The organism is Burkholderia sp. PvR073 (genome assembly GCF_054055695.1).
Map to the genome: position 1 here is coordinate 1222079 of NZ_JBSRXO010000001.1, position 13691 is coordinate 1235769.

Annotated in this window: 12 protein-coding genes; 1 reads left to right on the forward strand and 11 read right to left on the reverse strand. The window is 67.5% G+C overall.

The annotated features are described in order from the left end of the window. Window positions 1–211: 211 nt before the first annotated feature. Window positions 212–808 carry an MlaC/ttg2D family ABC transporter substrate-binding protein gene (locus tag ACVK00_RS05420; protein ID WP_284901606.1) on the forward strand — a complete coding sequence of 199 codons (597 nt, stop codon included), beginning with the start codon at window positions 212–214 and terminating at the stop codon, window positions 806–808. Window positions 809–1226: 418 nt separating this feature from the next. Here the strand turns inward: ACVK00_RS05420 and ACVK00_RS05425 are convergent, their stop codons facing one another. From ACVK00_RS05425 to glcD, 11 genes are all read right to left on the reverse strand, one after another. Further along, entirely contained in the window at window positions 1227–1415 is a 189-nt protein-coding gene (locus ACVK00_RS05425) for a hypothetical protein (protein ID WP_006753204.1), read from the reverse strand. 50 nt (window positions 1416–1465) lie between these two features. Beyond that, window positions 1466–2059 (reverse strand): type VI secretion system amidase effector protein Tae4, encoded by a 594-nt coding sequence (locus ACVK00_RS05430; RefSeq protein WP_284901608.1) that lies wholly within the window; start codon window positions 2057–2059, stop codon window positions 1466–1468. Next, complete coding sequence (locus ACVK00_RS05435) at window positions 2059–2622, reverse strand: PAAR domain-containing protein (protein WP_284901609.1); 564 nt, start codon at window positions 2620–2622, stop codon at window positions 2059–2061. Before ACVK00_RS05435 ends, ACVK00_RS05430 begins: the two co-directional genes overlap by 1 nt. A 205-nt stretch (window positions 2623–2827) precedes the next feature. Further along, window positions 2828–3472, reverse strand: coding sequence for a response regulator (locus tag ACVK00_RS05440; RefSeq protein WP_284901611.1), 645 nt, complete (start codon window positions 3470–3472; stop codon window positions 2828–2830). A 28-nt stretch (window positions 3473–3500) separates the two neighbouring features. Then, on the reverse strand, window positions 3501–4880 hold the full coding sequence (locus ACVK00_RS05445) for a cache domain-containing protein (RefSeq protein ID WP_284901613.1): 1380 nt from the start codon (window positions 4878–4880) through the stop codon (window positions 3501–3503). 130 nt (window positions 4881–5010) lie between these two features. Then, window positions 5011–6573, reverse strand: a complete 1563-nt coding sequence (locus ACVK00_RS05450; RefSeq protein WP_284901615.1) for a sensor domain-containing diguanylate cyclase — start codon at window positions 6571–6573, stop codon at window positions 5011–5013. Between the two features lie 485 nt (window positions 6574–7058). Next, window positions 7059–9233 carry a malate synthase G gene (locus ACVK00_RS05455; protein ID WP_284901616.1) on the reverse strand — a complete coding sequence of 725 codons (2175 nt, stop codon included), beginning with the start codon at window positions 9231–9233 and terminating at the stop codon, window positions 7059–7061. Between the two features lie 36 nt (window positions 9234–9269). Beyond that, window positions 9270–9674, reverse strand: coding sequence for a GlcG/HbpS family heme-binding protein (locus ACVK00_RS05460; protein ID WP_228908666.1), 405 nt, complete (start codon window positions 9672–9674; stop codon window positions 9270–9272). 22 nt (window positions 9675–9696) lie between these two features. After that, window positions 9697–10917: a glycolate oxidase subunit GlcF gene (gene glcF / locus ACVK00_RS05465; RefSeq protein WP_284901618.1), complete on the reverse strand. Its 1221-nt coding sequence runs from the start codon at window positions 10915–10917 to the stop codon at window positions 9697–9699. Between the two features lie 24 nt (window positions 10918–10941). Next, complete coding sequence (gene glcE, locus ACVK00_RS05470) at window positions 10942–12030, reverse strand: glycolate oxidase subunit GlcE (RefSeq protein WP_284901620.1); 1089 nt, start codon at window positions 12028–12030, stop codon at window positions 10942–10944. Further along, window positions 12030–13529, reverse strand: a complete 1500-nt coding sequence (glcD, locus tag ACVK00_RS05475; RefSeq protein WP_354123222.1) for a glycolate oxidase subunit GlcD — start codon at window positions 13527–13529, stop codon at window positions 12030–12032. Before glcD ends, glcE begins: the two co-directional genes overlap by 1 nt. Window positions 13530–13691: the final 162 nt, after the last annotated feature.

Below are 13691 nucleotides of genomic sequence, written 5' to 3' on the forward strand. Positions count from 1 at the left end.
CGGCCCGAATGATCGGACCATTGGTAAGCGGATATTTACATAATCGGCCCGGATCGTGCCGCGGCGGCGCTCCTGTGACAAAAGGGGCTCAAAGGTAACAGTCGGTCACCGCGCGGCAGGCGGGCGTGCGGGCCGCTATACTTCGACCCACCGGCCGATGCAATCGAGGCAAACCGCCGGCCGTTTTTTTCTCATCGAGTGCGATATCCGTATGAAACGTCATCTGTTTGCTTTCGTCGCGGCGGCCGCCGTGTCGGTTTCCGCTTTCGCGCAGAGCGCGCCGGTCGACATCGTCCGCAATGCGGTCGAGGGCACCGTCAACGCGATGAAGGCCGATCCGGCTGCACGCGGCGGCGACATGGCGAAAATCACGCAAGTCGTCGAGCAGCGCTTCCTGCCGGTGACGAACTTCGAGCGCACGACCCGCATCGCGGTCGGCGATGCCTGGAAGCAGGCGACGCCGCAACAGCAGCAGGAACTCTACAAGCAGTTCAGGGTGCTGATGACGCGCACCTATGCCGCGTCGCTCGCGCAGCTCGGCACCCAGGACGCGAAGTTCTCGTTCAAGGCCGGCGGCGCGTCGGGTGCCGATGCGCTGGTGCAGTCGACGGTCACGACGCCGGGCGACAGCCAGTCGGTCGGCTACCGGCTCGGCAAGGTCGGCAGCGACTGGAAGATCTACGACATCGACATGTCGGGCGCGTGGCTGATCCAGGTCTACCAGGGGCAGTTCAAGAGCCAGCTCGCAACGGGCGGCATCGACGGCCTGATCGCGTATCTGCAGAAACACAACTCGCGGACGAACTGACGGTCGCTCGCTGCCCCATTTGGATCGGCATGCATGGCGGGCGCCCTCGGGGCGCCTTTTCCATTCGTAGGTCAGTCGAGCGATAGAGCGGCGTCCGCGACTGTGCGACGGTGACTCAGCGAATCACATACGAGGCGAGAAAAAAACAGCATCGTTGGAGTAACCAACGTGCTCAGCGAGCACAGCACCGTTTGCCGTGTCGCGCGTCGGCGTCCCATACGCCAGCCGGCGAAGGCAAATCCAAGCGATGGCCCAAGCAGAAAACCGATTAGCAGTGCAGCAAGCGGCCACGGCGGTGAGCAGAGATCGATCTCATGACAACCATCGCCCCCGGAAGGCAGTCGCAAGCCGATCCAGCATGCGAGCCAAGTCGTGATCAGGCCAGCGATCCAGTACAGAAGCGGAAAGCCGACGCGTCTCATTTGGTCGGGTAGCGAGCGGATTTCCTGCGAGTCACGATAATCGCGCCGGCCGTCGCAAAAATTGCAATCAGCCCGCCCCATCCGAGAAAAAATAGATTCGCGATCTCGGGATTCGTATCGAAAAGGCTTCCCTCGCCACGCAGGACGAATGCACCGTAAACGTAGAGTGCTCCCCAGCAGATCATTGTCGCGAGCGCTCCACCGACAAGTGCGCCTACTACTATAGTCACGAGTTTCATTTGACGGGAAAAAACAAGATGGTTTTCGAATTTCGGAAATCCGACCAGATGCCCGGCAGGACTATATTCCATGAAATTCGCACGCCTGATCCGAAGCCCGTGAGTTTGCTCCCGTTCCAGAGGTCGACGTGACCGCCGCTCAAGTTGTCAGGTGAGTCGCCGTCCTGCAGCCAATAGCCGTCAAAGAATACGATTCCGGTCCGACCGGATACCTTACTCGCCCAATTCGGTCCCGTTATATTCTCGGGAGCCAGTACGCCCGCGATCGGCCGCAGTTTCAACCACTCAGCGAACTCGTATGCGCGCGTGGCGGTCGGTTTGCCCGCGAGCAGAAGACGACCCAGCGTCGGTTTGCCCGGCATCGGCCGAACCCGCTTCCGCGAAAACGACTTCATTGCGATGCCGACCTTGTGAAGCGTCACACTCATCCGGATCGCGCACTGGTTCTTGTACTGTCCGTTCGGATCGTCGTATGGGTTTCCTTGCGCGTAGTTGTTCCATAGCTCGGAAAATGTCACCGACTTCAGTTCGACCTCCTTGTGCGAGTTTTGCACGGCGGTTGTCGTCACGACTGTTTTTCCATTCGGCATTACACGTCCCCGTTCGATCTTGCGAGCGCTTCGTCGCCCCAATAGATCGCGTACTCGTCCTTGCCGCTCGTATGGATGCGCGGCAGGTATCCGGTGCTGTCGAGTCGGCCGGAGTGAACGCGCCCGTCCGCGGTTTCGATGATGTAGGAATAGTCAGGAGAGGCGCCGTTTCCGGTGGCGCGAACGCATTCGTCGTAGACGCACGCAGCCACGGTCTTGACGTTGCCTTCCCGATTCATTCCGGAGGAAACGACGCTCGCCGCTTCCGCTAGGTCGTCGCACCATGAATTGCCGGAGAGCACCGCGACGATGCGTGGCGGTGTCGAGCATCGACATCGAACGATGTCGCCATCGGCCGCCGTTTCGCCCATGAATTCGATGCGCTTCGGACCGCCGGTCTTGGCGATCTGCCCGGTGCTCTCGCACGCTGCGCAGAATGCGAGGCCGCCGATCAGCGCAACCTGATGCCCGGCGTCGCCGAACGTGAATGTCGGCCCCGCGTACGCAAGGATGTGTCCCCCGGTCTCCAGCTCGTCGCCGACAACGGCGATGCGGCGCATCATGATTTCGCTCCTCGATTCGCGTCACCGATATCTGCAGGTGATGCCGACTGCCGCAAGACGAGTTCACGCACGTGTCATGCGAATCACGAGCACGATGCTCGTTTCGGCAAGCGAAAGGATTCCATTACCCTCGGGGTGAGGTCGATTGGACAAGTATGAAATTGGAAGGTGAATTGCGTCCGGCGCGAGCAATCAGGAGACTGCCCTATCGCCGCCGATGCTCGACCGCGAACTTGATCAGCTCCGCCTGCCCCTCGATCTCGAGCTTGCGCTTCAGATTCAGCCGATGGGTTTCCACCGTGCGGACCGACAGCCCCGTCTGCTGCGCGATCTGCTTGCTCGACAGCCCCTCGGCCAGCGCGTCGAGGATGTCGCGTTCGCGCGGCGTCAAGCGGTCGAGCGGCGACGCGGTCGCGCTCGCCTGGATCATCCGCGCGGCGAGCCCTTCGCTGAAGAACGTCTGCCCGACCAGCACCGCGCCGATCGCACGGACGATCTCGCTCGCCGGCGAATCCTTTAGCAGGTAGCCGCTCGCGCCGGCGCGCACGGCCTGCGTCACGTACTCGATGTTGTCGTGCATCGACAGCATCAGCACGCGAATCCCCGGAAAGCGCTCGTGGAACACGCCGGCGAGCGTGATGCCGTTCATCCCGTTCATGCCGACGTCCATCAGCGCGAGATCGGGCTCGAGCGACGCGGCAAGCGCGAGCGCTTCGTCGGCGTTGCCGGCTTCGCCGACCACGGACAGGTCGGCCGCCTCGAGCCGCATCCGCAGGCCGTCGCGCACCAGCGGGTGGTCGTCGACGAGCAGCAGTCGGGCGGCGGGCCGGTCAGTGTCGGGGGCGCTCATGGGCAAAGGTCTCCGGTTAGGGGGGGCGTCAGGCGGCGCGCAGCGGCACGCGCGCAGCCACGACGGTGTGGCCGACCTGCGACGCGATCGTCAGCGTGCCGCCGAGCGCGTCGAGGCGCTCGCGCATGTTACGCAGCCCGATGCCGCGGCGCGCATCGGTCTGGGTCCGCTCGGCGTCGAACCCGCAGCCGTTGTCGGCGATGGTCAGCCTGACGGCATGCGCGCCGACGTCGAGCGTGACGGCCGCGCGCGACGCCTGCGCATGATGCACGATGTTGCTGAGCGCTTCCTGTGCGATCCGGAACAGCGCCGTATTGACCGGCGCGGGCAACGGCCGCGCGCCGCTGTGCGCAACCTGCGTATAGCCGATGTCGATGTCGCTCTCCGCGCCGAGTTCGCGCACGAGCTGCTCGAGCGCGGCCGCGAGGCCGAGATCGTCGAGCATCGCCGGGCGCAGCGCATGCGAGATGCGCCGCACTTCGCGCAGCGTGTCGCCGAGCCGTCCGACACCCGTCGCGAGCGCCTGCTCGGCTTCGGGCATGCGCGTCGCGCCGCGCTCGAACCGCGCGAGCGCGGACTCGAGCATCAGCTTCGCGGACACCATCATCTGGCTGATCCCGTCATGCAGCTCGCGCGACAGCCGCTCGCGCTCCTGCTCCTGTGACTCGACGACACGCTGCGCGAGCTGCTTGAGCTTCGCATCGGCGCTGCGCGATTCGCTGACGTTCAGCACCAGCGCGCAGACGGCGATCACTGCCGCGCCGGTCAGCGCGATTGCGGTGAGCCAGCTCATCGTGCGCTCGATGTTCGCGGACGCGCGCGCGTCGATGCGTTGCAGCGCGGTGTCGACGTCGTCGAGATAGATGCCGGTGCCGACCATCCAGCCCCAGCGTTCGAGCGCGACGACGTAGCCGAGCTTCGGCGCGACCTTGCCCGTCGACGGCCGCTGCCACGCGTAGCGCACGTAGCCGCCGCCGTGCGATGCGGCGCCGATCAGCTGCTGGATCGTCAGCGCGCCCTGCGGGTCGCGCATCGACCAGAAGTTGTGGCCGACGCGCTCGGGCTCGCGCGGATGCATCAGCGAATTGCCGTGCAGGTCGTATACGAAGAAATAGCCGTCGGGGCCGAAATCCATCTTCTGCAGCATCGCGAGCGCCTGCGTGCGCAGCAGCCCGTCGTCGCGCGCATTGCGGCCGCTCGCGTCGTACAGCGGCATGATCGCGCTCGTCGCCAGTTCGACGTAATGCTTCAGCTCGACTTCCTTGCTCGACAGGTAGGCGGCCTGGATCGTCGCGTGCTGCGTGCGCGCGAGCGACGTCGCCTGCTGACGCACGCCGAAGCCGATGCCGGCGATCGCGAGCAGGAACGGCACGATGGCCAGAAGGAAAATCTTTGCCTTGAGTCTCATGGTGGTGCGAAGCATGCGCGGGCCGGCGGCCGCGTGCGTCGCGCGGCGGCCCGGCGAGCCGACATTGTCGGCGATTTTGCCCGGAGGCGGCGGTATGGAGGGCCGCACGGATGGCCGGCCGACGCCGGGGTCAGGCGCGCCGCGGTATGGGTTCGACAGACGAAGACGTCTGCACGACGACCTGGTTGCGCCCGGATTCCTTCGCGTGGTACAGCGCGTCGTCGGCGAGCTTCAGCGCGGCCTGGATGCTGTCGTCGTGTTCCGGATAGCAGGTCGTCACGCCGATGCTCGCGGTCAGGCGGCCGGACGTGCCCGCGTCGTGCCGGATGCCCAGATCGAGGATGCCGGTGCGGATCGACTCGGCGATCGTCACCGCGCCGTTCGTATCGACATTGGGCAGGACCACGACGAACTCCTCGCCGCCGTAACGGGCCGCATAGTCGGCCGGACGGCGCAGGCAGCCGGCGATGCAGCGGGCGACCGCGGCGAGCGCGTCGTCGCCGGCCTGGTGGCCCTGCGTGTCGTTGTAGCGCTTGAAGTGGTCGACGTCGACGAACAGCAGCGACAGCGCGTGCTGCGAACGCGCCGCGCGGCGCCATTCGCGTGCGAGCGTGACGTCGAGCATCCGGCGGTTGTCGAGGCCGGTGAGGCCGTCGGTGCGCGCGAGCGCCTGCAGTTCGGTTTCCGCGCGGTGACGCTTGCGCAACTGCACGTCGAGCAGCAGCGACAGGCAGACGAAGCCGAGCGCGAGCACGGCCATCGCCGAGCCGATCGGGATCGCTCGGTCGTACCACGCGGCGTAGGTGTCGGCTTCCGAGCGCGCGACCATGATGATCAGCGGCAGGTTCTCGAGGTGCCGGAACACGTACAGGCGCCGCACGCCGTCGATCGACGCGGTGTCGGCGAAGCTGCCTTCGCTGGCGGTCATGAAGTGCCGGAACGTGCTGGCCTTGCTGATGTTGCGCCCGACGATCGCCGGTTCGTACGGCTGGCGCGCGAGCATCAGGCCGGATGTATTGATCAGCGCCATCGACCCGCGATCGCCGAGCGCGAGGCGCGAGAACAGGTTCTGGAAATATTCGAGCCGGATCGATATCACGGCGACGCCGCCGAACGACCCGTCGGGCCGCGTGATGCGCCGGCTGAGCGCGATGCTCGGCGAGCCGGCGCGCAGCCGCGAATAGTACGGGTCGCTGACGTACAGGCCGACGTCCGGGTGGTCGCGATGCACGGTGAAATACCGTTCGTTGCCGAAATTGGCCTTGCGCGGCACGTCGCTCTTGCCGTCGACCGCAATGTCGCCGTTCGCGTCGAGCACGTAGATGCCGCCAAGATACTTGGCCGTCGTCGCGCGATCGAACAGCACCTGGCGGCGCATCGGCATCGGCAACGCGACGACCGCCGGATCATTTTCGCCTTCGACGACTGCCTGCAGCGACAGCGCATAGAACTCGATGTTGCGCTCGATGTCCCACGACGCCATCAACGCGATGTTCTGCTGCGTGATGCGCGCACGGTCGCGCGCGTCGATGCGTGCCTCGTACAGCACGATTGCGCACAGCAGCAGCAGGAGCAGACCGAGCAGCAGCCCGGAATAGAAGATCAGGTGCGGCAGCAGGAGCCGGCGCACATGAGCGGCGACACGGCCCGTCAGGCCGGATTCGCTGGGCATTGCGTAGTCGGTTTCTGCCATGGTCCGTGGATCGAGGGCATCGCCGCCGGGCGGCGGGCCGATGCGATTATGTTCGTATTGATTGGCTGGCGGCGATCCGGTACGCGGCCCCGATATGCATTCCGCCCGACCGACTGGAAAAGCGGGCGCCGATCATCGTAATTGCGCCCGGATAAGGCGCCGGATTACCCTCGCACCGGCAAGATAGATCTGCCGCGATTCGACGATCCGACGAATCGCGCGACGCGCAATGGTCCGAGTATAACGCGCGCATTATCGAGCGCGAAAAATGTTGCAGACCGTTGATCCGGATCAAATTATCGCGGCGGCCGAGGCTTGCCGATCGCGCGCGGAAGCGTTGCAGCGCAAGGCTTTGCGCCGAAGTCGAGCGATACGCACCGATTATCCGTTTTCAGCGTCCGGGTGAATCCGTATATGAAAACGGGCGGCCGAGATGGGCCGCCCGTTTCGTGAAACCGCATGCGGGAAAGCCCGCATGCGAACGCTCAGGCGCCGTGCTGTTGCGCCTTGAACGCGAGCCGGAACCGATGCAGCAGCGGCTCGGTATAACCGCTCGGCTGCGACGTGCCCTGCAGCGTCAGCGCGCACGCGGCCTTGAACGCGGTTGACTGGTCGTAGTTAGGCGCCATCGGGCGGTAGTTCGGGTCGCCCGCGTTCTGCTGGTCGACGACGCGCGCCATCCGCTTGAACACGTCGAGCACGAACGCCTCGGTGATCACGCCGTGGCGCAGCCAGTTCGCGATGTGCTGGCTCGAGATGCGCAGCGTCGCGCGGTCTTCCATCAGGCCGACGTCGTGGATGTCGGGCACCTTCGAGCAGCCGACGCCCTGTTCGACCCAGCGCACGACGTAGCCGAGGATGCCCTGCGCGTTGTTCTCGACCTCGCTCAGGATCTCGCTTTCGCTCCAGGCGGCGCGCTCGACGACCGGCACGGTCAGCAGCCCTTCGAGCAGCGCATCGCGTTCGCTCGCGTAGGGCGTCTTCTCCAGCTCCTGCTGGACGGCCTGTACATCGACGAGGTGGTAGTGCAGCGCATGCAGCGTCGCGGCGGTCGGCGACGGCACCCACGCGGTGTTCGCGCCGGCGCGCGGGTGCGCGATCTTCTGCTCGAGCATCGCGTGCATCAGGTCCGGCATCGCCCACATGCCCTTGCCGATCTGCGCGCGGCCGCGCAAGCCGGCCGACAGGCCCGCGAGCACGTTGTTGCGCTCGTATGCGGTGATCCACGCCGACGACTTCATCTCGCCCTTGCGGATCATCGGGCCCGCTTCCATCGCGGTGTGCATCTCGTCGCCGGTGCGATCGAGGAAGCCGGTGTTGATGAACGCGACGCGCGCGGCGGCGGCCGCGATACACGCGGCGAGGTTCACGCTGGTGCGGCGCTCCTCGTCCATGATGCCCATCTTCAGCGTGTTGCGCGGCAGGCCGTACAGATCCTCGATGCGCGCGAACAGCGTGTCGGCGAACGCGACTTCGACGGGGCCGTGCATCTTCGGCTTCACGATGTAGATCGAGCCCGTGCGCGAATTGCGCTTGGCCTTCAGGTCGTGCAGCGCGCACAGCGTCGTGACGACGCCGTCGAGAATCCCTTCCGGAATCTCGTTGCCGTCGCGGTCGAGCACCGCGCCGTTGGTCATCAGGTGGCCGACGTTGCGCACGAACAGCAGCGAGCGGCCGTGCAGCGACAGCGTGCCGCCGGCGGGCGTGGTGTACTCGCGATCGGCGTTCAGGCGGCGCGTGAAGCTTTTGCCGCCCTTCGCGACTTCCTCGACCAGCGTGCCCTGCATCAGCCCGAGCCAGTTGCGGTACAGCTGGACCTTGTCGTCGGCGTCGACCGCCGCGACCGAATCCTCGCAGTCGATGATCGTGCTGACCGCGGCTTCGAGCACGACGTCCTTCACGTTCGCGAGATCGGCGCGACCGATGGGGGTCGACGCGTCGATCTGGATCTCGATGTGCAGGCCGTTGTTTTTCAGCAGGATCGCCGATGGCGCGCCCGCCGCGCCCTGGTAGCCGACGAATTGCGCCGGCTGCGCGAGGTGCACGACGCCCTTGCCGGTCTCGACGGCGAGCTGGCCGTCCTCCACGCGGTAGCGCAGCGCGTCGCGGTGCGAGCCGCTCGCGAGCGGCGCCGCGTTGTCGAGCACGTTGCGCGCGTAGTCGATCACGCGCTGGCCGCGTGTCGGGTTGTAGGCCGACGTGCGTTCGGCGCCGCCGTCCTCGGGCAGCGCATCGGTGCCGTACAGCGCGTCGTACAGGCTGCCCCAGCGTGCGTTCGCGGCGTTCAGCGCATAGCGCGCGTTCGACAGCGGCACGACGAGCTGCGGGCCGGCCTGCGTCGCGATCTCGCTGTCGACGTTTGCGGTGGCTGCCGCGACGTTCGACGGGACCGGCACGAGATAGCCGATTTGTTCGAGGAACGCGCGAAACGCGGCATGGTCGCGCACCGGGCCGGGATGCGCGCGATGCCACGTGTCGAGTTCGTGCTGGAGGCGGTCGCGTTCCGCGAGCAGTTCGCGGTTGCGCGGCGCGAGGTCGTGCACCAGGGCCGAGAAACCGCTCCAGAACGCGGCCTTGTCGATACCGGTGCCCGGCAGTGCTTCGTTTTCAATGAACTGGCTCAGCGCTGGCGCGACTTGCAGTCCTGCTTGGTCGATCATCGTGATTCCTCCCGGGGAATGAAAAACGCGCGCGGATCAGGCCGCGACGCTTTGTGTGCCGGCGCGAGCGATCTGCGCGTCCTGTTCGGACTTTACGCCAGACACACCGATCGCGCCCGCAATGCGGCCGTCCACCGTGACCGGCACGCCGCCTTCGAGCAAGCCCGTCAGCGGCACGCTCAGAAACGCGGTGCGGCCACCGTTGATCATATCCTCATACGCCTTCGTCTCGCGACGGCCGAGCGCCGCCGCGCGCGCCTTGTCCTGCGCGATGTAGCCGCTGGCCGCCGATGCGCCATCGAGACGCGCGAACGCGAGCAGGTGGCCGCCGTCGTCGACGATGGCGATCGACACGGCCCAGCCGTGGTGCTCCGCTTCCGCGCGGGCGGCGGCGAGCATGCGCTCGACGTCGGCGAGTTCGAGTTCGGGTTTCGTTTGCATGGAAGTTCTCCGGAATCAGCGGTCAGTTGACCAATCGGTTGTCGACGAGCTCGATCCAGTGGCGCACGGACGTACGGCCCGCGCCGTTCAGGTGAGTCTGGCAGCCGATGTTGGCCGTGACAATCAGGTCCGGCCGCGCGGCTTCGAGCGCGTCGAGCTTGTTGTCGCGCAGTTGGGTCGCGAGTTCGGGCTGCGTCAGCGAATAGGTGCCGGCCGACCCGCAGCACAGGTGGCCGTCGGCGACATTCGTCAGATCGAAGCCGAGCCGCCTGAGGATGCTTTCCACCGCGCCGCCGAGCCGCTGCGCATGCTGCAGCGTGCACGGGCAGTGCACCGCGACGCGGCGCGGCATCCCATCGGCCAGCGCGTCGAGCGGCTCGGCCGCGATCACTTCCGCGAGGTCGCGCGCGAGTGCGCTGACGCGCCGCGCCTTGTCCACATAGCCGGGGTCGGACCGCAGCAGGTCGCCATATTCCTTCACGAACGCGCCGCAGCCGCTCGCCGTCAGAACGATCGCTTCCGCACCGGCCTCGATCGCCGGCCACCACGCATCGATGTTGCGGCGTGCGCGTGCGAGCCCGGCCTCCTGCGCGTTCAGGTGATATTCGGTCGCGCCGCAGCAGCCGGCTTCGCGGGCCGGCGTCACGCTGATGCCGAGCCGGTCGAGCACGCGTGCCGCGGCCGCGTTGGTGTTCGGCGACAGCGACGGCTGCACGCAGCCTTCGAGCATCAGCACGCGTCGTGCATGGCGCACCGGCGGGCGCGGCGCGGCCGCCGGCACGCTGGCCGGGATCTTGTCCTGCAGCGTGCCGGGCAGCAGCGGGCGCAGCGCGCGGCCGGCCTTCAGCAGCGCGGCGAACGTCGCCGGCCGCGGTACGACGTGACGCAGGCCGGCGCGCAGCAGGCGCTCGCGCGCCGGACGCCGCGCACGCTTCTCGGCTTCCGCGCGGCCGATGTCGAGCAGCGTGTGATAGCGCACGCCGGACGGGCAGGTCGTTTCGCAGTTGCGGCAGGTCAGGCAGCGGTCGAGATGCTGCTGCGTGCGCTCGCCGCACGGCTCGCCTTCGAGCATTTGCTTGATCAGGTAGATGCGTCCGCGCGGCCCGTCGAGCTCGTTGCCGAGCACCTGGTAGGTCGGGCAGGTCGCGTTGCAGAAGCCGCAGTGCACGCAGGCGCGCAGGATCGCTTCCGCTTCGTCGGCCCGGTCGAGGGCCTTGCTTGCTTCGCTGAGATTGGTTTGCATCGGCGGTTCGCAGTCGGGTGGGCGTCAGAGGTCCGCGTACAGGCGGCCGGGATTGAAGATCGCATGCGGATCGAGTTGCGCCTTCAACTGCCGGTGCACGCGCAGTAGCGCGGGCGGCAGCGGCTGGAACGGCTCGTGCGTCGTGCCGGGCGTGAAGCAGGTCGCGTGGCCGCCCCACTGCGCGGCGAACCGTTGCACGTCGGCCGGCGCGGTGTCGCTCTTCAGCCAGCGCTGCGCGCCGCCCCAGTCGACCAGCAGCGCGCCGGGCAGCGCATCGAGCGGCGCGGCGGCCGGCACCGACACGCGCCACAGCGGGCGCGGATCGTCGAAGAACGGCAGCGACAGGTCGCGCAGCCGGGCCCAGAAGCCGTCGGTGCGATCGTCCATGCTCTCGCCGCCGATCGTGTCGCGCGCGGCCTTCACCGAGCCCTCGCCGCCTTCGAGCCGCACGCGCAGCACGCCGTCCGCGTGGCAGGCGCCCGCGAGCGGCAGCCCCGCGCGACGCCATCCGGCGACGCGCTGCACGGCTTCGCCTGCCGTGAGCGGCAACGCGAGATCGCGGCTCGCGCGCGGCTTCGGCAGCACCTTCAGCGAGACCTCCGTCACGACGCCGAGGCAGCCGAAGCTGCCCGCGAGCAGCCGCGATACGTCGTAGCCCGCGACGTTCTTCATCACCTCGCCGCCGAAGCGCAGGTGCTTCGCGTGGCCGGTGATCACGCGGCAGCCGAGCACGAAATCGCGCACCGCGCCGGCCCACGGGCGGCGCGGCCCCGACAGCGCGGCCGAGAACATCCCGCCGACCGTGGCCGCGCCGCCGAACGTGGGCGGCTCGCACGGCAGCATCTGGCCGGCCGCGTCGAGCATCGCCTCGAGTTCGGCGAGCGGCGTGCCCGCGCGCGCGGTGATCACGAGTTCGGTCGGGTCGTACGCGACGATGCCGCGGTGCGTGCGCACGTCGAGCGTGCGGCCTTCGACGGCACGGCCGAGAAAGGACTTGGTGCCCGCGCCGCGGATGAGCAGCGGCTGGCGAGCGTGGATCGCGGCGTCGACCTGCGCGACGAGCGCCGCGCTGTCGTCGATCGATTCGGGTTCGCGTTCGCGTTCGCGTCGCATCAGAAGCGCTCCAGTTCGGGGAACGGCAGCTTGCCGTGATGGACGTGCATCGCGCCGAATTCAGCGCAACGGTGCAGCGTCGGGATGTTCTTGCCGGGATTGAGCAGGCCGCGCGGATCGAACGCGGCCTTCACCGCGTGGAAGAACGTGATCTCGTCGGCGTTGAACTGCACGCACATCTGGTTGATCTTCTCGCGCCCGACGCCGTGTTCGCCGGTGATGCTGCCGCCCACCGCGACGCACAGCTCGAGGATCTTGCCGCCGAGCGCTTCCGCGCGGTCGAGTTCGCCGGGACGGTTCGCATCGAACAGGATCAGCGGATGCATGTTGCCGTCGCCCGCATGGAACACGTTCGCGACCGGCAGCGCGTATTGCGCGGACAACGCGGCGATCCCTTCGAGCACGCGCGGCAGCTCGCGGCGCGGGATCGTGCCGTCCATGCAGTAGTAGTCGGGCGACATGCGGCCGACCGCCGGAAACGCGTTCTTGCGGCCGGCCCAGAAGCGCTGCCGCTCGGCCTCGTCGCGTGCGACGCGGATCTCCGACGCGCCGGCGTCGCGCAGCAGCGCGGCGACGCGTTCGGCGTCCGCTTCGACATCGGTCGCCGCGCCGTCGAGTTCGCACAGCAGGATCGCCTGCGCATCGACCGGATAGCCTGCGTGGATGAAGTCCTCGGCCGCGCGGATCGCGAGGTTGTCCATCATTTCGAGCCCGCCCGGGATCACGCCCGCGCCGATGATTCGCGCGACCGCCGCGCCGGCTTCGGCGACGTCGTCGAAGCTCGCCATCAGCACCTTCACGCTCGGCGGTTTCGGCAGCAGCTTCACCGTCACTTCGGTGATGATGCCGAGCATGCCTTCGGAGCCGGTGAACAGCGCGAGCAGGTCGAAGCCGGGTGCGTCGAGCGCGTCGGCGCCGAGTGTCAGCAGGTCGCCGTCGATCGTCAGGATCTCGACCTTCAGGATGTTGTGCACCGTCAGCCCGTATTTCAGGCAGTGCACGCCGCCCGCGTTTTCGGCGACGTTGCCGCCGATCGAGCATGCGATCTGCGACGACGGGTCCGGCGCGTAGTAGAGATCGTAGGGTGCGGCGGCCTGCGAGATCGCGAGGTTGCGCACGCCGGGCTGCACGCGCGCGATGCCGGCGTCGGCGTCGATCTCGAGAATCCGGTTGAACTTCGCCATCACGAGCAGGATGCCTTTTTCGAGCGGCATCGCGCCGCCCGACAGGCCGGTGCCCGCGCCGCGCGCGACGACCGGCACGCCGTGCGCGGCCGCGACGCGCAGCACCGCGCGCACCTGCTCGACCGTGTCGGGCAGCACGACCGCGAGCGGCACCGTGCGGTACGCGGCGAGGCCGTCGCATTCGAACGGCTTCAGCGCCTCGCGCTCGTGCAGCACGTCGAGGCCGGGCGCCGCCGCTCCGAGCGCGGCGACGAGCGTGTCGCGGTCGACGGTCGCCAGCGGGCCGTCGATCCGTTCGTCGTAGATGAAACTCATCGTGTGTCTCCGTCTCCACCATGCAGGCGGCCGCGGGATGCGCGGCGCACCGGATGAACGGCATTCTTGGCGGCCGGCCGGTGCGTGTCCAGACGTCGCGAACGTGGTCGTACCAGTTTTTCTAAACGGGCCTGGCGGGTGGGGTTCGACGTGACAGGTAAC

Bases quoted from the DNA above. Each gene is read 5' to 3' on its own strand.
- ACVK00_RS05420 (WP_284901606.1), top strand. From the start codon at position 212: ATGAAACGTCATCTGTTTGCTTTCGTCGCGGCGGCCGCCGTGTCGGTT.
- ACVK00_RS05425 (WP_006753204.1), bottom strand. From the start codon at position 1,415: ATGATCTGCTGGGGAGCACTCTACGTTTACGGTGCATTCGTCCTGCGT.
- ACVK00_RS05430 (WP_284901608.1), bottom strand. From the start codon at position 2,059: ATGCCGAATGGAAAAACAGTCGTGACGACAACCGCCGTGCAAAACTCG.
- ACVK00_RS05435 (WP_284901609.1), bottom strand. From the start codon at position 2,622: ATGATGCGCCGCATCGCCGTTGTCGGCGACGAGCTGGAGACCGGGGGA.
- ACVK00_RS05440 (WP_284901611.1), bottom strand. From the start codon at position 3,472: ATGAGCGCCCCCGACACTGACCGGCCCGCCGCCCGACTGCTGCTCGTC.
- ACVK00_RS05445 (WP_284901613.1), bottom strand. From the start codon at position 4,880: ATGAGACTCAAGGCAAAGATTTTCCTTCTGGCCATCGTGCCGTTCCTG.
- ACVK00_RS05450 (WP_284901615.1), bottom strand. From the start codon at position 6,573: ATGGCAGAAACCGACTACGCAATGCCCAGCGAATCCGGCCTGACGGGC.
- ACVK00_RS05455 (WP_284901616.1), bottom strand. From the start codon at position 9,233: ATGATCGACCAAGCAGGACTGCAAGTCGCGCCAGCGCTGAGCCAGTTC.
- ACVK00_RS05460 (WP_228908666.1), bottom strand. From the start codon at position 9,674: ATGCAAACGAAACCCGAACTCGAACTCGCCGACGTCGAGCGCATGCTC.
- glcF (WP_284901618.1), bottom strand. From the start codon at position 10,917: ATGCAAACCAATCTCAGCGAAGCAAGCAAGGCCCTCGACCGGGCCGAC.
- glcE (WP_284901620.1), bottom strand. From the start codon at position 12,030: ATGCGACGCGAACGCGAACGCGAACCCGAATCGATCGACGACAGCGCG.
- glcD (WP_354123222.1), bottom strand. From the start codon at position 13,529: ATGAGTTTCATCTACGACGAACGGATCGACGGCCCGCTGGCGACCGTC.